Origin of the sequence: Plantibacter sp. ME-Dv--P-095 (assembly GCF_030209365.1) — a bacterium.
In the GTDB taxonomy this organism is placed as follows: Bacteria; Actinomycetota; Actinomycetes; order Actinomycetales; family Microbacteriaceae; genus Plantibacter.
In genome coordinates this window covers 263,332-282,055 of sequence record NZ_JARVSB010000003.1, presented here as the reverse complement: position 1 = coordinate 282,055, position 18,724 = coordinate 263,332, and the positions used below count along the sequence as shown (strand labels likewise).

The following is an 18,724-nucleotide window of genomic DNA, read 5'->3' as shown; positions in this document are numbered from 1 at the left end:
CATGCAGACGCCCGACGCACGCCGCGACCTCCGCCCGCAGCGCATCGCCGTGATCGTGTGGGCGGTCGCCGCGACGGTGATGCTGGTGCTCGCACCGATCGAGGAACTCATCTGGGCGCCGCTCGCGATGACGGACGACTCGTACGGCCTCGAGGCCATCTACGGCATCTTCACGCCGACCACCCTCGCCGTCGGACTCGTCGGCGTCGCGATCGCGTTCCTGCTCGGCCTCACCGCTATCCTGGTGTTCACGTCCTTCGGCTGGCGCGGGCGCCTCGGCACCCACTGGGTCCACGTCGCGACCCTCGGATCGATGCTCGTCTGGCTGGGGCTCCTGGCCATGTTCTTCGCCGGGTTCGGGGTCGGGAACACCGTGTCGGACGAGATCCCGCCGTACATCGGCCGATCGTCGTCGGTGGGCGAACTCCTCCAGATGCTCGCCTTCGCAGCCTTCCTGACGACCATCGTGGGCGCGATCGCCTCGCTCGTCCTCGCGTTCCGCTCAGCGGGGGTCGCGCGCCGTGCATGGCACGCCTCCCGGTGACTTATTCGACACCTGGCGTGTAAGGTCACGGAGTATGACGCAGCCCGAACCCGCGTTGCTCTCCGTCACATACGTGAGCACCTCGTCCACCCCGCTGACCCGTCCCACCCTGGACGCGCTGCTCCGACAATCGCGGGAGAACAACGAGCGCTCGGGCCTGACCGGGATGCTCGCCGTCAAGGCCGACGACTTCTTCCAGGTCATCGAGGGCCCTCCGGTGGTCGTCCAGCACGTGCTGAAGAAGCTGTGGGCGGACGCCAGACACCGCGACATGCGGATCCTGCTCGAAGAGGAGATCCCCTACCGCCGCTTCCCCGACTGGACGATGCGGTCCGAACGCCTCGCCGACTACCCCGACGGACCGATCCCCGGGGTCGACGAGCCCGGTGACGACCGCGAGGAGGCCGCCGCCAAACACCACCGCATCCGGGGCGTCGTCCGATGGTTCCAGCAGCGGGCCGCCCGCGCGGGCTCCGAACGCGGCCCATCGTCGGCGTCGTCCTAGCGGCGTCGCCCGCCTAGCCGCCGGCGAACGGCGGGAGGACGTCCACGCGTGCACCGAGCGGACGCTCGTCGTCGCGGCTGACGACCCCGTCGACGAGGAACGACCCTGAGGCGAGCACCCGCACCATCGCGTCGCCGTAGCGTTCCGACAGCACCGACTTCAGCTGGCCCACCGTCGCCACCGCGGGGAGGGACTCCTCCGGCACACCGGCGGCCTCCTCGGCCGCGGCGAAGTAGCGGACGAGCACCTGCTGGGTCGTCGTCTCAGCCACCGATCGCCCCCATGCTCCGCTCCGGGCGGACGAAGTCGGCCGACGCGATGCGGTGTCCGGCCTGCTTGTGCCACATGGCGGCGCGCCAGCGGTCGGCGATCTCGACGTCCTCGACGCCCGAGCGCAGCATGCCGCGGAGGTCGGTCTCGTCGTCGCCGAACAGGCACGACCGGATCGTGCCCTCTGCGGTGAGCCGCGTGCGGTCGCAGTCGTCGCAGAACGAGCGCGTGACCGAGGCGATGATGCCCACCGTCGCCGGGCCGCCGTCGACGAGCCACTCCTCGGCCGGAGCCGACGGGTCCTCGCGGTGCGGGGCCGTCAGCGTGAAGCGCGAGCCGAGCACGTCGAGCAGCTCGGCCGCGTCGACCATGTTCTCCCGCACCCATTGCTCGTCGGCGTCGAGCGGCATCTGCTCGATGAACCGGAGGCGGCACCCGTTCTCGATGGCCCAGGACAGCAGGGCGACCGCGCCGTCGAGGGTGTCGCGCATGAGGACCGCGTTGATCTTCAACGGCGTCAGCCCGGCCCGCTTGGCGGCCTCGATCCCGGCGAGTACCGCCGGAAGACGGTCGCGACGGGTGAGCCGGGCGAAGTGGTCGCGATCGACGGTGTCGAGCGAGATGTTCACGCGGGTGAGCCCGGCGGCGACGAGCTCGTCGACCCGTTTGTCGAGGCCGATGCCGTTGGTGGTCATGGAGATCGACGCGTCACCGGCGACGGCGGAACTGCGGGAGATGATCTCGGCGAGGTCGGGGCGCATGAGCGGCTCGCCACCGGTGAAGCGGATGTCGTGCACCCCGAGGTCGCGGACGGCGATCTCGACGAGGCGACCGATCTCCGTCGGCGTGAGGAGGTCCTCGCGGGCGATCGCCGGGAGCCCCTGCTCCGGCATGCAGTAGGTGCACCGCAGGGAGCACTTCTCGGTGATCGACACCCGGAGGTCGCGGGCGACGCGTCCGAAGCGGTCGATGAGGCCGTCGACGTCGGGGCGTCCGGCAGCGTCCGGGATGCGCCTGAGTGGCGACCCGATACGAGGGATTCCGAGCCCGACTGCGGTCATCCCCCCAGGCTACGGGCACCGAAGCCCGAGTCACCCCTCTAGCGCCGGTTCCGGGAGGAATGTCCAGCGGGCGCGCGTAGCATGACGGGCATGGAGCCTCGCCGTCGTACCCTGCTCGCCGGCGCGTCCGGCATCGTCGCAGCCGTCGCCACCCTCGGGTCGGCCGAGGCCGTCGCAGCGTTCGTCGCACCGGCGAGTTCGCCGCTCCTCGCGGTCGGCTCCCTCGTCATCGACCTCGTGCCCAGCTGGGTGAAGGACCTCGTCATCGCTCTGTTCGGCACGAACGACAAGCTCGTGCTGCTCATCGTGCTCGGTGTCCTGGTCGCGGCACTCGCGGTCGGCATCGGTGTCCTCGAGGAGCGCCGCCCGGTCGTCGGCTGCCTCGCACTCGCCCTGGTCGGCGGGGTCGCGGTCGTCGCGGCGATCACCCGCGCCGACGCCGGGCTCGACTGGGCGTTCCCGAGCATCGTCGGCACGGCGGTCGGCATTTTGATCCTGCGCCTCCTCGTGGCCCGCCTCCGCACCTGGGACGACGCGACCCTCACCGACGCCGCCCGCCCGGTCGTGGGCGCCTCCCGCGCCGAACTCCCCCGACGTTCGTTCCTCGTGCTGCTCGGCGGCACGGCCGTGGGCGCTCTCGTCGTGGGAGTCGGTGCACGCGTGGCGTCGGCCGGAGCCGTCGCCGTGGAGACCATCCGGAAGGCCCTGAAGCTCCCGAAGGCCGCCGTCGTCGCACCGCCGGTCCCGGCCGGAGCGGAACTCGGCATCGACGGCCTCACCCCCGTCATGTCGGCCAACGACTCCTTCTACCGGATCGACACCGCCCTGCAGGTGCCGAACGTCGACCCCTCGACGTGGAGCCTCAAGATCACCGGCATGGTCGAGCAGGAGCTCGAGATCGACTTCGCCGAGCTGCTGGCCCTCCCCCTGCAGGAGTCGATCATCACGCTGACCTGCGTCTCCAACCCCGTCGGCGGCGACCTCATCGGGAACGCCCTGTGGCTCGGCCACCCCATCCGCGAGCTGCTCGCCCGCGCCAAACCGCTGGCCGGGGCCGACATGGTCCTGTCCCGGAGCATCGACGGTTTCACCGCCGGGACCCCGCTCGAGGTGTTGCAGGATGTGAACCGCGACAGCCTCCTCGCCGTCGGGATGAACGGCGAACCGCTGCCGCTGCAGCACGGATTCCCCGTGCGCATGGTCGTCCCCGGCCTCTACGGCTACGTCTCCGCCACGAAGTGGGTCGTCGAGCTCGAGGTCACCCGCTACGCCGACGCCCGCGCCTACTGGACCGACCGCGGCTGGTCCGAGCGTGGGCCGATCAAGACGGAGTCGCGCATCGACGTCCCCCGCAACGGCGGGCGGGTCGCGGCCGGCACCGTCGCCGTCGCGGGCGTCGCGTGGGCACCGCACACGGGCGTCGAACGCGTCCAGGTGCGGATCGACGACGGCGACTGGCTCGACACGACCCTCGCGTCGGCCATCTCCGACGACACCTGGGTGCAGTGGGTCCTCGACTGGGACGCCCCGGCCGGCGACCACACCATCGCCGTGCGGGCCACCGACGCGAGCGGGAAGACCCAGAGCGAGACCCCCGTCGACGTGGTCCCGAACGGAGCCGAAGGCTGGCACACCATCACGGTGGGCGTGGACTGAGCCGAGCCGCTCGAACCCGGTCGATTGGCAGACTGGGCATCTGGAATATATGCTGGACCGTCGCTCGCTGATCGGTGATCGCGTCGGCGTTGATCACGATTCCGAACCAGGACACCCCGGTGTCACCGGCGCGGAGTATCGTCACACGGGCACCACCCTCTCCCGCCGACCGAGCATCGCCGGGAGCACTGGCGTCCTCGCCAGGCCGGCTCCACCTCTCCTCCGTCCGCGCGCCCTCCCGCGCACCGGACACGAATCGTCAAAGGACCTCACATGGCCCTCCTCGCCCTCGCGCTCCGACACGCCAAGCCGTACGCGGCGTGGGTCGTCGCGGTCTTCGTGCTGCAGCTCGTCTCCACGATCGCGGCCCTCTACCTCCCCAGCCTGAACGCGCAGATCATCGATCAGGGCGTCTCGCGGGGCGACACCGACTTCATCTGGTCCACGGGCATGACGATGTTGATCGTCTGCCTGGTCCAGGTGGCCGCGGCCATCGGCGGCGTCTACTTCGGCGCACGCACCGCGATGGCGATCGGCCGCGACCTGCGCCGCGAGTTCTACCGCAAGGTCGACTCGCTCGGCGCGCTCGAGATCAGCGGGTTCGGCAGCGCGACGCTCATCACCCGCGGCACGAACGACGTGCAGCAGGTCCAGATGCTCGTGCTCATGACCCTCAACTTCATGGTGTCCGCGCCGATCATGTGCGTCGGCGGCATCATCATGGCCCTCCGCGAGGACGCCGGGCTCTCCTGGCTCGTGTGGGTGTCGGTGCCCGTGCTGTTCATCATCGTCGGGTTCCTCGTCTACCTGCTCATGCCCCTGTTCCGGCAGATGCAGGACCGCATCGACGGCATCAACAGCGTGCTGCGCGAGCAGATCATCGGCATCCGCGTCGTCCGCGCCTTCGTCCGCGAGCCGTTCGAGTCGGAGCGCTACAACCGGGCCAACGAGTCCCTCACCCGGGTGTCCGTCAAGGTCGGCAACATCTTCGTGCTCATGTTCCCCGTCATCATGATGGTCCTGCACCTCGCCACCGCGGCCGTGCTCTGGTTCGGCGGCCACCGGGTGGACGCCGGGCAGATGCAGGTCGGCTCGCTCACCGCCTTCCTCCAGTACCTGCTCCAGATCCTCACCTCGGTGATGATGGGCGTCTTCATGGTGATGATGATCCCGCGCGCCGTCGTCTGCGCCGAGCGCATCCAGAGCGTCCTCGACACCGAGCCGAGCCTCGCCGTCCCGACGAGCACTGACATCCGCGTGCCGTCCGTCGGTCGCGTCGAGTTCACCGGCGTCACCTTCGGGTACCCGGGGGCCGAGCGTCCCGTGCTGTCGAACATCACCTTCACGGCGGAGCCCGGCAAGACCACGGCGATCGTCGGCTCCACCGGTTCCGGCAAGACGACCCTGCTCTCGCTCATCCCCCGCCTCTACGACCCGCAGCAGGGACACGTCACGATCGACGGCGTGCCCGTCTCGCAGCTCACCCGGCAGCAGATCGCCGGCGTGGTCGGCATCGTCCCGCAGAAGCCCTACCTCTTCTCGGGCACGATCGCGTCGAACCTCCGCTTCGGCCGCCCCGACGCCACCGACGAAGAGCTGTGGAGCGCACTCGACGTCGCGCAGGCCGAGGACTTCGTCCGCGCCAAGCCGAAGATGCTGAACGACGGCGTCGCGCAGGGCGGCACGAACGTGTCCGGTGGTCAGCGACAGCGCCTCTGCATCGCCCGCGCGCTCGTCGCGAAGCCCCGCGTGTACCTGTTCGACGACTCCTTCTCGGCCCTCGACGTCTCGACCGATGCCCGCCTCCGCGCGGCCCTCGGGGAGAGCACCGCCGACGCGACCGTCATCATCGTCGCCCAGCGGATCGCCACGATCCGCGAGGCCGACCACATCATCGTCATGGACGACGGCGGCATCGTCGGCCGCGGCACCCACGACGACCTCATCGAATCCAACGAGACGTATCGCGAGATCGTCCAATCGCAGCTCGCTGTGGAAGGGGTGGCGTGATCATGGCCCGTTCACCACGAGACAAGCGCTCAGCCGGAGCATCGAAGGACGCCGCTCAGGCTCCCGAGCTGAACGCCGTCGAGGAGGAGGCCCTCTCGCCGGAGTTCACGCCGAGCGAGGCCGACGGCGACATGTTCGGCGGCACCCCGTCCAAGAAGGCCGAGCAGTTCTGGCCGTCCGCGAAGCGACTCGTCGGGCTCCTCGCCCCGGAGAAGCTGAAGATGAGCCTCGTCGTGGGGCTCGTCGTCCTGTCGGTCGTCCTCACCGTCATCGCACCGAAGATCCTCGGGCTCGCGATGGACGCGATCTTCAACGGTGTCATCGGTTCGCAGCTGCCGACGGGTGTGCCGCTCGACCAGATCGTCGACGAAGCGCGGGCGTCCGGCAACGACCAGTACGCCGACATGCTCGTGAAGTCCGACATCACGCCCGGTCAGGGCATCGACTTCACCCTGCTCGGCCGGCTCATCATCATCGTGCTCGCCATGTACGTGATCGCCTCGATCCTCAACTGGGCGCAGGGGTACGTCCTCAACGGCCTCGTCATGCGGGTCGTCTACAACCTCCGCCAGGACATCGAGCAGAAGCTCAACCGCCTCCCGCTCAGCTACTTCGACACCCGCCAGCGCGGCGACCTCATGTCTCGCGTCACAAACGACGTCGACAACATCCAGACCGCGCTCCAGCAGGCGTTCTCGCAGCTCGTCCAGTCGGCGCTCACCGTCCTCGGCATCACGGCGATGATGTTCATCGTGTCGTGGCAGCTCGCCCTCATCGCACTCATCGCCCTGCCACTGTCGGCGCTGATCGCCGGGGTCATCGGCTCCCGCTCGCAGAAGCTGTTCACCGCGCAGTGGAAGAACACCGGTTCGCTCAACGGGCACATCGAGGAGTCGTTCTCCGGCCTCGAGCTCGTTCGCGTGTTCGGTCGCGACAAGGAGATGCTCGCCGAGTTCGACGAGCGCAACGAGAAGCTCTTCACCGCAGCGTTCGGTGCGCAGTTCGTCTCCGGCATGATCATGCCCGCGATGACCTTCGTCTCCTACCTGTCGTACGTGCTCATCGCCGTGGTCGGCGGGCTGCGCGTCGCCTCCGGGCAGATGACGCTCGGCGACGCGACCGCGTTCATCCAGTACTCGCGCGAGTTCTCGCAGCCGCTCGGCCAGATCGCCGGCATGGCGAACCAGCTGCAGTCGGGTGTCGCCTCCGCCGAGCGCACCTTCGAGCTGCTCGACGCCGAGGAGCAGGACCCCGAGACGGCGACAGCACACCTGCCCGAGCACACCGACGGCCACGTCGAGTTCGACGGGGTCTCCTTCAGCTACGACGCCGAGAAGCCCCTCATCGAGGACCTCTCCTTCTCCGCCCAGCCGGGCCAGACGGTCGCCATCGTCGGCCCGACCGGCGCCGGCAAGACGACCCTCGTCAACCTGGTGATGCGGTTCTACGAGCTGACCGGCGGGCGCATCCTGCTCGACGGCGTCGACGTCACGGCACTGACGCGTGCCGAGCTGCGGTCGCAGGTCGGCATGGTCCTGCAGGACGCCTGGCTGTTCGAGGGAACCATCCGCGAGAACATCCGGTACGGCCGACTCGATGCGAGTGACGAGGAGGTCGTCGAAGCTGCTGAGGCGACGATGGTCGACCGCTTCGTACGGCAGCTGCCCGACGGATACGACACCGTCCTCGACGCCGACGGCGGCAGCGTGTCGGCCGGTGAGCGACAGCTCATCACGATCGCCCGTGCCTTCATCGCGAAGCCGAAGCTCCTCATCCTCGACGAGGCGACCTCGTCCGTCGACACCCGCACGGAGCTCCTCGTGCAGCACGCCATGGCGGCGCTGCGGAGCGACCGGACGTCGTTCGTGATCGCCCACCGGCTCTCGACTATCCGCGACGCCGACACGATCCTCGTGATGGAGAACGGCCGCATCGTCGAGCAGGGCTCGCATGCGCAGCTGCTCGAGGTCGACGGCGCGTACGCGGAGCTCTACCGCACGCAGTTCCGTGGTGGCGAGCAGGCGGCGGCGACCGACGGGGCCGTGCCCACGGGCGGACCCGACGCGTCGCACGCACCGCGCAGCTGACGCCGCACCTCCCCACCACGACCACCAGCGGGCGGGCTCTCGGACACCGAGGGCCCGCCCGTCGGTTCAGCTCAGGGTGGCCGAGCGCCAGGTGCCCTGGTCGTTCACCCACAGACGGCCGTTCCCGACGAGGAGGTCGCCCGACGCACCGCCGTACGGGCGGGCGAGCCCCATGTGCCGCGTCGACAGGTAGCTCGTGTTCGGTTGCGCGTTGGCGTGCGCGGTGTTCGTCACCTCCCAGCGGTTGCCGTACACCACCGAGCGCCCGGTCGATCCGAAGGTGTCGAGTCCGTACTCGCAGTCGCGACCGGTGTTGGTGGCTATGGTGGCACCTCCGCTGCAGTTGGCCACGGAGACGGCGACCCGGATGTGGTCGATCCGGTTCCCGGTGATCACGACGGAGCCGGGCCCCTCATGCAGCACGCCGAACCCGTGCGAGGTCGCGGAGCCGGTGATGGAGTTGTCGGCGATGACGGCGTCCTCGGCGAAGTAGGCGACGATGCCACCCACGGAGCCTGACCCGCGGGTGACGGTGATGCGATTGCCCGTGACGACCGGCTGCATCGCCCGATCGAGGGAGATCCCGACGGGGCAGGTGCCGTCGGCGATTCGGACCATGTTGTCGGTGATGAGGGCGTCGCTGGCCCCGACGACGGTGGCCGACCCGGGCGCCCCCGCCGCCTGTGCCATGATCGCGGCGCTCGCGACCCCACAGACGTCGATGACGTTGTTCGCGACCACCGTCCCCCGGGCGTTCCGGTAGATCATGATGGGGCCGCGTTTCGGCGTCCAGGCCGACCCCTGGTCGTCGGCGGCCGTGCGGGTCCAGCGCACCGTGTTCGCGACCAGGGCGACGGAGCGGCTGTCGATGGCGGCGATGCCCCACCAGGTCGCGTCGGAGACGGTGTTGCCGGTGACCACCGTGTGGGCCATGCCCTCCACGGCGATGGACCGCCGGAACGGCCCCGTCACGACGTTCCCCTCGATCGTGACCAGCGAGTCGGCCCAGTCACCAGGCTCGGCCGCATACGCGGGCAGGCTCTCGGCGTGGATGCCGACGCGGGCGTCCGTCCCGGCCGCCGCCGAGACGATGTTGCCGACCACGGTGGCTCGAGCTCCCCAGACGGTGATGCCGTCGCCGCGGTCCTCGCCCGCCGATGAGGCGGAACCACGGCCCCCGCCCGAGCCGGTGACGTTCAGGATGTGGCACCCGGAGACGATCACCCCTTCGAACTCACCGGTCGGCTGGACGGCGACCCCGTTCTGGAAGCCGTCGACGGTGACCCCGCTGACGGTCACGTCGTCGGCCCAGATGCCGATGCCGGTGCTGCGGCCGCCGGTGGCTGGAGCGGCCGGCCCGGTGTAGGTGATCCGGATGCCGGTGACCGTGCTGCCGTCGCCGACGAGTTTCAGTGCCGGCGCGGCGCTGACGCCACCGACGAACCGCAGCTCGCCGTGTCCGCGGAGATGGATGCGACGCGCGATCCGGAGCGTCGCGTCGAGGGCGATGACGTCGCCACCGCGCACGACGACGGCGCTTCCGGCGGGGACCGCGGCGAACCACGCGAGGACCGCCGCCGTACTCACCGTCGCGCCGGTCGGGTCGATCCCCGGCCCTTCGAGGACCAGCTCGGCTGGCGTCGAGGTGGGAGCCGCGTCGGTGCCTGCGGGCGCCGGAGCCGGCTCGGGCGACGGATCCTCGCCGGGAGGGTTCGGCAGCGGATCCGCTGGTTCCGGGGTGTCCGGAGGCTCCGGGGTGTCCGGAGGCTCGGGGGTGTTCGTCGGTTCGGGGGTCGGTTCGGGAGGTACCGCGTCCATCCGCCGATCCGCGCGGCCGCTCGTCGAGATCGTCTTCACAGATCACAGAGTACAGAAACATGAGGTACAGAAGCACTCTAGACTGACATTCCGGCGATGAACGTCGCGTCACGACCGACCAGGAGCACCATGACCTCGACCGCGGACCGCGAGCCCCCACCCGACCCGAGCTTCGAGGTCGCAACGCCGCGCGCGGACCTCACCGCGTTCGCGGGCGCCCGGGCCCTCGCCGCCTGGTGGGTGGTCTTCTCCCACTCGGCAGACTGGCTGTTCAGCGTGCTGCCGGAACTCTCCTGGCTCGCCCCGCTGGCGCACACCGGCCTCGCGGTGGACGTCTTCTTCGTCCTCAGCGGGTACTCGATCGCCCAGGCGTACGGCGCGAGGCGCTGGACCTTGCGCGGCTACGGTCGCTACCTCCGGAACCGCCTGGCCCGCCTCTACCCGGCTCACGTGGCGGTCCTCCTCGCCTTCCTGGCGCTCTGCCTCGGCGGGGCAATCGTGGGGATCGATTCCGAACCCGGCGCGTTCCCGCCCGTCGGCCTCCTCGCCGAGCTCACGCTGACCCGTGCCTGGTTCGGCGATGCACTTTGGTGGAACCCGCCGGCCTGGTCGCTGTCCGCCCAGTTCCTCGCGTTCCTCCTGTTCCCGGTGATGGCCCTGGCGATCCGCGGTCGGTCCCGGCGCAGGTCGACCACGACCCTGCTCGTCGTCGCCGTCCTGACGATCGCGGTGTCGACCCTCGCGGCCGGGCTCGCGCCGTCGGCCATGAACGGCATGGCGCCCCCGGTCGTGCGCGTGCTGTGCGGCTTCGCGCTCGGCGTCTGCGTGGCGCAGCTGACCTCACGGCTCCCGGTCACCGGCCACGCGGCGTGGGTTGCGGCGGGTGGCGGCCTCGGGCTCCTGATCGCCGCCGTCGTCCTCGAACCCGGCGCCCCGCGCGCGTGGGCGGCGATCACCTTCGCTGCGGTCGTCGTCGGCGGCCTGGCGGTCGCGAGCCCCCGGACGACCGTCGCGTTGCGGAGCCGACCGGCGCAGGTGCTCGGGCGGTTGTCGTTCAGCACCTACCTCGTGCACGTGTTCGTGCTCATCCTGCTGGCGAAGACGATCACGCCGGCAGCGGTCGGCGCGTTCCCCCTCCCCCTCCGTGCGCTCGTCCTCCTGGCCTGGTTCGGGTCGATCCTCGGCGCGTCATGGCTCCTCCACACCCTCGTGGAGGCACCGGCCCATCGGAAGCTCGCGGCGCCCCGGCGAGACCACGAGGGCAACCTCGAGCGCCCGTCCGGCGGGCAGCGGTCGGTCAGGCGTTCGGACGAGGGAGCGGACGCCTCGCAGCCCGGACGCCACCGGCGACTCGCTGAGGGAGACGGAGCGCGGCACTGACGAACGCGAGCACGGCGACCCCGAGCGACACCCACAGCACGATCCACGCCGAGTCGGTCGGCGGGCCGAGGAGCAACGACGCCGCGGCCTCACCGACCCCGCCGGAGATGACCGTCGCGATCGCGACGATGAACGCGAGTCGGGCCGCGCCGAGCAGGACGAGGGCCACGCCGGCGCCGACGACCGCACCCATGGCCCCCGCTGCCACGGTCCGGCTCGGATCACGGCGTCCGAGCAGCAGGAGTACCACCCCGAGCACGAGCAGCCCGGGGGCGAGCCATGGCGACCATCCCGCGGTCGTCTCGATCGCCCGGACCACGCCGAGCACCGGCGCGACCTGATCGGCCGGGACGACGTCGACCACGCGGTCGACGTCCGGGATCTGCGCGGCGAACCCGAACCCCGCGTCGACGAGCCAGCCGCGCGTGGCGGAGACGATCGGACCGAGCTGGATGCCGAGCCCCTGCTCGGCGGAGACGTCGATCACCGCGCCGTCTGCTCCGGACACCCCCGCGACGAGCTGCTGGTGGGTGACCCGCAGGGCGTCCGTCCAGGCGGTCGCGAAGGCGGGTGACGCCGCGAACTCGGCCACGTTCCGCCGCAGCACCTCGCGCAACGCGTCGGCGGTGTCGCCTCCGATCGCGCCGAGCACCTCCGAGATCGCGGGCGGGAGACCGAGCGCTGCAGCGAGGTCCGACGAACTCGCCGCGGCCGCATCGAGGTCGACCTGGCTTTCGAGCGCGGCGAGCGCCTGTTCACCGACGAAGGCCTGCACTGCGGGCTCCGTGGCGAGTGGGGCGAGGGTGTCCACGAAGGCGTCGGTGTCCCGGAGGAGGGTGTCGGCCCAGGTGCTCATGATGGCGACGGGGACGAGCAGCGCACCGATCAGGATCGCGACGGTGCCGAAGAAGCCCCACGCTCCCGCGCCGCGCCGCACGGGTCGTTCGACCGCTTCCGCTCGGAGCGCGTCGAACGTCACGAACTCGTGGTGGGCGTTGGACGATCGCGAATCGGTCACGCGCCCGAGTCTACGAGTCGGCGTCGCTCTACCGGCCGGGTCCCCGACGCCGACCGATCGCCTCGACCGCCGCCCGGGTGGAGACCGTCACGCGCTCGGGCAGGTGGTCGAGCGGGAACCAACGCACACCGCCATGTTTTTCCGGTTCACGGAGCACCGGCTCCCCCTGCGACGTCTCCGCGAGGAACACGGGCGAGATCCAGTGCTGCTGCAGCCGTTCTTCGAAGTGGTCGACGACGCAGAGCAGCTCGACGGGTCCGAGTTCCAGGCCGGTCTCCTCCCGGGTCTCGCGGCGGACCGCGTCCTCGAGGCGTTCCATCCAGTCGACCTTGCCGCCGGGGATGCCCCAGGACCCGGCCTCGGGCTCCCGGAGGCGTTCGAGCAGCAGGATCCGACCGTCGCGGACGATGGCCGCACCGCATCCGGACCGCGGCTGGGGCGCGGGCGTGGTCGGGTCTGTCGACGAGGTGGACGGCACCAGCTCACGGTAGTCCACGTCGCCACTGTCGTCACCGTGAACGGTCACGGTACGCTGACACCGGCACCACGACGATTCGATGATGAAAGCGCAGACCATGCCCTACGAAGCAGCCGAAACCCGTTACGACGACATGACCTACCGCCGCGTCGGCCGCAGTGGACTGCGCCTCCCCGCGCTGTCCCTCGGCCTCTGGCACAACTTCGGCGAGAGCCGCAGCATCGAGGTGCAGCGCGCGATCGTGCGTCGCGCCTTCGACCTCGGGATCACCCACTTCGACCTCGCCAACAACTACGGCCCGCCTGCCGGTTCCGCCGAGACCGCCTTCGGCAAGATCTTCGCCGACGACCTGGCCGCGCACCGCGACGAGATCATCATCACCTCGAAGGCCGGCTATTACATGTGGCAGGGTCCCTACGGCGAGTGGGGCTCCCGCAAGACCATGCTGTCGTCGCTCGACCAGAGCCTCACGCGTATCGGCGTCGAGTACGTCGACGTGTTCTACTCGCACCGTCCCGACCCGGAGACGCCGATCGAGGAGACCATGGGCGCGCTCGCCTCGGCCGTGCAGTCGGGCAAGGCCCTGTACGCGGGTATCTCGAACTACTCGCCCGAGCAGACCGTCGCCGCAGCGGCCGCGATCCGCGAGTTCGGCGTGCCGTTGCTCGTGCACCAGCCCCGGTACTCGATGTTCTCCCGCGAGGTCGAGGACGGCCTCCTCGACACCCTCGACGACCTCGGTCTCGGTGCCGTCGTGTTCAGCCCGCTCGCGCAGGGCATGCTGACCGACCGCTACCTCGGTGGCTCGGTGCCGTCGGACTCGCGTGCGGCGACGAGCCACTTCCTCAACGAGGAGTCGATCACCGACACCTACCTCGAGCGCGCCCGCGGCCTGCAGGCGATCGCCGAGGAGCGCGGTCAGACCCTCGCGCAGCTCGCGCTGTCGTGGGTGCTGCGTCGGAACACGGTGACGTCCGCGATCATCGGTGCCAGCTCGGTCGAGCAGCTCGAAGGCAACTACGCGGCGATCCACCGTCTCGACTTCGACGACGCCGAGCTCGCCCGCATCGACGAGTTCGCCGTCCACGGCACCCTCCGCTAGACCGCCCCGGCCCCTCCTCCCTGGTTCGCAATTCAGGACGCCTCCGGCGCGCCGCCCGTTTCCGTGGCCCGCCGGTGCCGACATGCCGCACCGGTCCTGAATTGTGAACTCCCCCACCCGTGGATCCCCAACTCAGGAGACTCCCGGCGCGTCACCGCCGCGCACGCCCGGCGCGCCGGAGGTCTCCTGAGAACGGTCCACAACGCAGGACGGTTGCGGCGTGGGAACGCGGAACGCCCCGGGTGTCGGGATGACACGCCGGGGCGTTCCTGAATTGCGAACCGCGCGGAGTCGGATCAGATGAGCTCGTCCGAGAGGTGGTTCGGGGTGCCGAAGCGGTGCGCCGTGATCGAGACCGCCTGCTCCTGGAGGAACGGCAGCAGCTCGATGCGGCCGGCCTCGGTGACGTCGCCCGCGTAGATCGCGACGTCGGGGCTGCCGGAGGTCGCGTGGGCGACACCCTCCGTGGTGCCACCGATGATCCGCACCCGCGCACCCGCCTTCGTCCCGACGAGGGACGAGGCCGTCACGTACCAGCGGTCCTCGCTCTCGACGGTGATCGTGCCGGTGATCGCCTCGACGGCCGGCACGAGCTTCGGCGCCAGGGCCACAGCGGAGGACACGTGCACGGTCGCACCCGCGGTCGCACCGGCGGCGACGACGCGGAGCAGCTCGGCGACGGACCCGCCGTCGACCAGGCGCACGTGGACCTCACGCGGGACGTACCGGAACACGTTGCGCTCCGCCGTCAGCTTCGAGACGTCCTTCGCGACACCGAACTCCTCGGCCCACGCCGCCGTGTCACTCACGACCGAGCGACGCAGGAACGCGAACTCCTCGGCGGGCAGCACCGCGTCGGCGGCGCGCAGCAGCGAGGCGACGACGGGCTTCGGGCCACGACGCTCCGCCGAGCGACCGACGGTGCGCTCGGCCGTGCTCTCGGCGCTCGACCACGAGCCGAGTCCGATGAGGTAGTTCGGCCCACCGGCCTTGGTCCCGGCACCGACGGCCGACTTCTTCCATCCGCCGAACGGCTGCCGCTGCACGATCGCGCCGGTGATGCCGCGGTTCACGTACAAGTTGCCGGCCTGGATGCCGTCGAGCCACACGCGCAGCTCCGCCGGGTTGAGCGAGTGCAGGCCGGCCGTGAGGCCGTAGTCGATCTCGTTCTGGATCGCGATGGCCTCCTCGAGCGTCTCGGCCGTCATGACGCCGAGGATCGGGCCGAAGTACTCGGTGAGGTGGTACTCGGAGCCGCGCGCGACGCCCGCACGGACGCCGGGGCTCCACAGCTTGCCGCTGTCGTCGAGCTGCTTCGGCTCGACGAGCCAGGACTCACCGACACCGAGCGTCGTCAGGCCGCCGAGCAGCTTGCCCTTCGCGGGCTCGATGATCGGGCCCATCTGCGTGGTCGGGTCGACCGGGTAGCCGACCTTCAGCGAGGTGACCGCGTCGACGAGCTGGTGACGGAACCGGCGCGAGGAGGCGACGGATCCGACGAGGATCACGAGCGATGCGGCCGAGCACTTCTGGCCGGCGTGACCGAAGGCCGAGGCGACGACGTCCTTGACGGCGAGGTCGAGGTCGGCGCTCGGCGTGACGATGATGGCGTTCTTGCCCGAGGTCTCCGCGAGGAGCGGCAGCTCGGGACGGAAGGAGCGGAACAGCTCCGCCGTCTCGTAGCCACCGGTGAGGATGACGCGCTCCACGGCGGGGTGGGCGATGAGGCGCTCACCGAGCGAGTTGTCGGCCAGCTGCGCAAAGCGGAGGACCTCACGCGGCACCCCGGCCTCCCACAGCGCCTCGATCATGACGGCACCGCTGCGGCGGGCCTGGCGGGCGGGCTTGATGATGACGGGCGAACCTGCGGCGAGCGCCGCGAGGGTCGAGCCGGCCGGGATTGCGACGGGGAAGTTCCACGGCGGGGTGACGACGGTGAGCTTCGCGGGGGTGAAGGTCGCGCCGTCGACGTGGTCGAGTTCGCGCGCCCGCTCGGCGTAGTAGTGGGCGAAGTCGATCGCCTCGGACACCTCGGGGTCGGACTGGTCGAGGGTCTTGCCGGTCTCTGCGGCCATGACCTCCATGAGGTCGGCGCGGCGCTGCTCGAGCACGTCGCCGGCGCGGTGCAGGATGACCGCGCGCTCGGCTCCGGAGAGCGAGCCCCACGCGGCGCCGGCGGCCGTCGCACCGTCGATGACGGCGTCGAGGGCCTCAGTGCTGTCGAGGATGGAGGCTGCGACGGTGTCGTTCCCGAGCCGCGAGTCGGCGACGCGGGTGAGGATGTCGCGTCCCCACACCCGGTTGGCGGGGAGCGAGGGGTCGGTGTCGGGGGTGTTCTCGAACGCGTCGACGGGCGAGGCCTCGGCCGGCTTCGTGCGGTCCTGCTGGCGGTTGGGCGCGGGGACGGTGGTGTCGAGCTCGGCGAGGGAGGCGAGGAAGCGCTCCTGCTCGCGGGCGAAGAGGGTCTCGTTCTCGCTCAGCTCGAACACGGCGGACATGAAGTTGTCCTGGCTCGCGCCTTCCTCCAGGCGGCGGATCAGGTAGGCGATCGCGACGTCGAACTCCTGCGGGTGCACGACGGGCGTGTAGAGCAGCAGTTCGCCGACGTCGCGCTTCACGGCCTCGGCCTGGCCCTGCGCCATGCCGAGGAGCATCTCGAACTCGACCCCGCGCTCGACGCCACGCTGCTTCGCGAGCAGCCAGGCGAACGCGATGTCGAACAGGTTGTGGCCCGCGACACCGATGCGCACGTTGTCGATGCGATCGGGGTGCAGGGCGTACTCGACGACGCGCTTGTAGTTGGTGTCGGAGTCCTGCTTCGTCGACCAGGTGGCGAGCGGCCAGTCGTGGAGGGAGGCCTCGACCTGCTCCATCGGCAGGTTGGCGCCCTTGACGACGCGCACCTTGATGCCCGCGCCGCCGGCGGCACGACGACCGGCCGACCACTCCTGCAGGCGGATCATCGCCGACAGGGCGTCGGGCAGGTAGGCCTGGAGCACGATGCCGGCCTCGAGGTCGTGGAACTGCGGGAGGTCGAGGAGCTTCGTGAAGACCGCGATGGTGAGGTCGAGGTCCTTGTACTCCTCCATGTCGAGGTTGATGAACTTGTTCGGGCTGGCCTTGGCGGCACGCTCGAAGAGGGGTGTGAGGCTCGTGACGACGTGCTCGACGGCTTCGTCGAACGCCCACACCGAGTGGGGGCTGACCGTGGAGGAGACCTTGATGGACACGTAGTCGACGTCGGGGCGGGCGAGGAGCTTGTGGGTGCCCTCGAGGCGACGCGCCGCCTCACCGGTGCCGAGGACGGCCTCGCCGAGCAGGTTGACGTTCAGGCGGGTGCCGGGGGTCTTGATCTTCGCGATCGCCGGGCCGAGCTTCTTGTCCGTCGCGTCGACGACGAGGTGGCCGACCATGTTGCGGAGCACCTTGCGGGAGATGGGGATGACGACGCCCGGGAGGATGGGGGCGAACGCGCCACCGCACCGGACGGCTGCCTTGAGGTACCAGGGCAGGAAGGCGGGCACCTTCGGCGCGATGGTCTGCAGGGTGCGGGCGGCGACGCGGAGGTCCTCGGGGCGGACGACGCCGTCGACGAACCCGACGGTGAACTCGAGACCGGTCGGGTCCTTCAGCACACCGGCGAGCTGCTGGGCGGACGCGTCGGCGGGGATCGTCGAGGCGGTCTGGAGCCAGCGGCGGACGAGGGCGATGGCCTCGGTTGCGAGGGCGTCGCGGTCGAGCTGCTGCGTCGATGCAAGAGTGTCGGTCATGGTGCCAGTATCAGTGGCGGGACGCATAAGATACAGCGAAGGTTCTCGAACGATACACATCGGCTGAGCCGATGGATTGGAGTCCGCCGTGCTGGACGTCCGCCGCCTCCGGCTCCTCCGCGAACTGCGGATCCGAGGCACCATCGCCGAAGTGGCCGCAGCCCTGAACTTCAGCCCCTCCTCGGTGTCGCAGCAGCTGTCGGTCCTGGAGCAGGAGACGGGCGTCGAACTGCTCCGCAAGGTCGGTCGCCGCGTGCAGCTCACGCCGCAGGCCGAGATCCTCGTCGGACACACCGACGCCCTCCTCGACACCCTCGAACGGGCCGAAGCCGACCTCGGCGCGTCGCTCACGACCGTGTCGGGCACCATCCGCGTGGCCGTGTTCCAATCGGCGGCGCTCGCCCTCATGCCGGTGGCCCTCAGCTCGATGCGGCGGGACCACCCGCAGGTGCGGGTCGAGATGGTGCAGCACGAACCCGAGACGGCTCTCGCGGAGACCTGGGCGCGCGACTTCGACGTGGTCGTCGCGGAACAGTACCCCGCGCACGCCGCCCCGCGACACCCCGGACTCGACCGCCGGCAGCTCGCGACGGACCCGATCCGCCTCGCCTGCCCACCGGCCGCGAACGAGATCCACCCGGTGCTGCGCATCGAGGACGCCGCCGACCTGCCCTGGGTGATGGAGCCGCACGGTGCCGCGTCTCGCCACTTCGCGGAGCAGCTGTGCCGTCGCGCCGGGTTCGAGCCCGACGTCCGCTACCAGACCGCCGACCTGCAGGCGCAGATCCGGCTCATCGAATCGGGCAACGCCGTCGCCCTCATCCCCGACCTCCAGTGGGCCGGGCGCGACGCGAGCTGCCGCCTCGTCGACCTGCCCGACCTCCCCGAGCGCACCATCTTCACCTCGGCGCGCGAATCGGGCGTCGCGAGGCCGGCGATCGTCGCCTTCCGCGAGGCCCTCGAGGCTGCGGCGAGGAGCTGAGCCCCAGGAACCGGAGCCCTACCCCGGTCACTGAGCTTGTCGA

At 70.4% G+C, this 18,724-nt stretch carries 14 protein-coding genes; 8 read left to right on the top strand and 6 right to left on the bottom strand.

Annotated elements, in window-relative coordinates; genetic code table 11:
* Position 1: 1 nt before the first annotated feature.
* Together QRN26_RS03890 and QRN26_RS03885 are read left to right on the top strand one after the other, a co-directional pair.
* Positions 2–544 carry a hypothetical protein gene (locus QRN26_RS03890; RefSeq protein ID WP_285035332.1) on the top strand — a complete coding sequence of 181 codons (543 nt, stop codon included), beginning with the start codon at positions 2–4 and terminating at the stop codon, positions 542–544.
* Between the two features lie 34 nt (positions 545–578).
* Positions 579–1,049 carry a BLUF domain-containing protein gene (locus QRN26_RS03885; RefSeq protein WP_285035331.1) on the top strand — a complete coding sequence of 157 codons (471 nt, stop codon included), beginning with the start codon at positions 579–581 and terminating at the stop codon, positions 1,047–1,049.
* Positions 1,050–1,062: 13 nt separating this feature from the next.
* Here QRN26_RS03885 and QRN26_RS03880 read toward each other — a convergent pair whose 3' ends face one another.
* Positions 1,063–1,320: a MoaD/ThiS family protein gene (locus QRN26_RS03880; protein WP_056780293.1), complete on the bottom strand. Its 258-nt coding sequence runs from the start codon at positions 1,318–1,320 to the stop codon at positions 1,063–1,065.
* Positions 1,313–2,380, bottom strand: a complete 1,068-nt coding sequence (gene moaA / locus QRN26_RS03875; protein WP_056009996.1) for a GTP 3',8-cyclase MoaA — start codon at positions 2,378–2,380, stop codon at positions 1,313–1,315. Before moaA ends, QRN26_RS03880 begins: the two co-directional genes overlap by 8 nt.
* A 90-nt stretch (positions 2,381–2,470) precedes the next feature.
* Between moaA and QRN26_RS03870 the strand changes: the two genes are divergently transcribed.
* The 3 genes from QRN26_RS03870 to QRN26_RS03860 all read left to right on the top strand — a co-directional run bounded on the left by QRN26_RS03870 (position 2,471) and on the right by QRN26_RS03860 (position 8,133).
* Positions 2,471–4,036: a molybdopterin-dependent oxidoreductase gene (locus QRN26_RS03870; protein WP_285035330.1), complete on the top strand. Its 1,566-nt coding sequence runs from the start codon at positions 2,471–2,473 to the stop codon at positions 4,034–4,036.
* 273 nt (positions 4,037–4,309) lie between these two features.
* Entirely contained in the window at positions 4,310–6,046 is a 1,737-nt protein-coding gene (locus QRN26_RS03865) for an ABC transporter ATP-binding protein (protein ID WP_056010000.1), read from the top strand.
* A 2-nt stretch (positions 6,047–6,048) separates the two neighbouring features.
* Positions 6,049–8,133 carry an ABC transporter ATP-binding protein gene (locus QRN26_RS03860; RefSeq protein ID WP_502927367.1) on the top strand — a complete coding sequence of 695 codons (2,085 nt, stop codon included), beginning with the start codon at positions 6,049–6,051 and terminating at the stop codon, positions 8,131–8,133.
* A gap of 66 nt (positions 8,134–8,199) precedes the next feature.
* Here QRN26_RS03860 and QRN26_RS03855 read toward each other — a convergent pair whose 3' ends face one another.
* Positions 8,200–9,951, bottom strand: coding sequence for a NosD domain-containing protein (locus QRN26_RS03855; RefSeq protein WP_056780298.1), 1,752 nt, complete (start codon positions 9,949–9,951; stop codon positions 8,200–8,202).
* A gap of 129 nt (positions 9,952–10,080) precedes the next feature.
* On the opposite strand from QRN26_RS03855, the gene QRN26_RS03850 reads away from it, so the two are divergent.
* Positions 10,081–11,331 (top strand): acyltransferase family protein, encoded by a 1,251-nt coding sequence (locus QRN26_RS03850; RefSeq protein WP_162235752.1) that lies wholly within the window; start codon positions 10,081–10,083, stop codon positions 11,329–11,331.
* On the opposite strand, the gene QRN26_RS03845 is transcribed toward QRN26_RS03850, so the two are convergent.
* Together QRN26_RS03845 and QRN26_RS03840 are read right to left on the bottom strand one after the other, a co-directional pair.
* The gene (locus QRN26_RS03845; protein ID WP_056780303.1) at positions 11,249–12,349 is read right to left on the bottom strand and encodes a hypothetical protein; all 1,101 of its coding nucleotides are present in this window, start codon (positions 12,347–12,349) and stop codon (positions 11,249–11,251) included. The genes QRN26_RS03850 and QRN26_RS03845 overlap by 83 nt on opposite strands.
* 28 nt (positions 12,350–12,377) lie before the next feature.
* Entirely contained in the window at positions 12,378–12,845 is a 468-nt protein-coding gene (locus QRN26_RS03840; protein ID WP_200921067.1) for an NUDIX hydrolase, read from the bottom strand.
* Positions 12,846–12,924: 79 nt separating this feature from the next.
* Here QRN26_RS03840 and QRN26_RS03835 point away from each other — a divergent pair, with 79 nt between their 5' ends.
* Positions 12,925–13,929, top strand: coding sequence for an aldo/keto reductase (locus QRN26_RS03835; RefSeq protein WP_056011794.1), 1,005 nt, complete (start codon positions 12,925–12,927; stop codon positions 13,927–13,929).
* A gap of 296 nt (positions 13,930–14,225) precedes the next feature.
* Here QRN26_RS03835 and QRN26_RS03830 read toward each other — a convergent pair whose 3' ends face one another.
* On the bottom strand, positions 14,226–17,699 hold the full coding sequence (locus QRN26_RS03830; protein ID WP_285035329.1) for a bifunctional proline dehydrogenase/L-glutamate gamma-semialdehyde dehydrogenase: 3,474 nt from the start codon (positions 17,697–17,699) through the stop codon (positions 14,226–14,228).
* A gap of 88 nt (positions 17,700–17,787) precedes the next feature.
* On the opposite strand from QRN26_RS03830, the gene QRN26_RS03825 reads away from it, so the two are divergent.
* Complete coding sequence (locus QRN26_RS03825; protein ID WP_285035327.1) at positions 17,788–18,681, top strand: LysR substrate-binding domain-containing protein; 894 nt, start codon at positions 17,788–17,790, stop codon at positions 18,679–18,681.
* Positions 18,682–18,724 lie beyond the last annotated feature (43 nt).

Excerpts from the sequence above, each read along its gene's own strand:
- QRN26_RS03890 (WP_285035332.1), top strand. The coding sequence starts at position 2 with ATGCAGACGCCCGACGCACGCCGCGACCTCCGCCCGCAGCGCATCGCC.
- QRN26_RS03885 (WP_285035331.1), top strand. The coding sequence starts at position 579 with ATGACGCAGCCCGAACCCGCGTTGCTCTCCGTCACATACGTGAGCACC.
- moaA (WP_056009996.1), bottom strand. The coding sequence starts at position 2,380 with ATGACCGCAGTCGGGCTCGGAATCCCTCGTATCGGGTCGCCACTCAGG.
- QRN26_RS03870 (WP_285035330.1), top strand. The coding sequence starts at position 2,471 with ATGGAGCCTCGCCGTCGTACCCTGCTCGCCGGCGCGTCCGGCATCGTC.
- QRN26_RS03865 (WP_056010000.1), top strand. The coding sequence starts at position 4,310 with ATGGCCCTCCTCGCCCTCGCGCTCCGACACGCCAAGCCGTACGCGGCG.
- QRN26_RS03860 (WP_502927367.1), top strand. The coding sequence starts at position 6,049 with ATGGCCCGTTCACCACGAGACAAGCGCTCAGCCGGAGCATCGAAGGAC.
- QRN26_RS03855 (WP_056780298.1), bottom strand. The coding sequence starts at position 9,951 with ATGGACGCGGTACCTCCCGAACCGACCCCCGAACCGACGAACACCCCC.
- QRN26_RS03850 (WP_162235752.1), top strand. The coding sequence starts at position 10,081 with ATGACCTCGACCGCGGACCGCGAGCCCCCACCCGACCCGAGCTTCGAG.
- QRN26_RS03835 (WP_056011794.1), top strand. The coding sequence starts at position 12,925 with ATGCCCTACGAAGCAGCCGAAACCCGTTACGACGACATGACCTACCGC.
- QRN26_RS03830 (WP_285035329.1), bottom strand. The coding sequence starts at position 17,699 with ATGACCGACACTCTTGCATCGACGCAGCAGCTCGACCGCGACGCCCTC.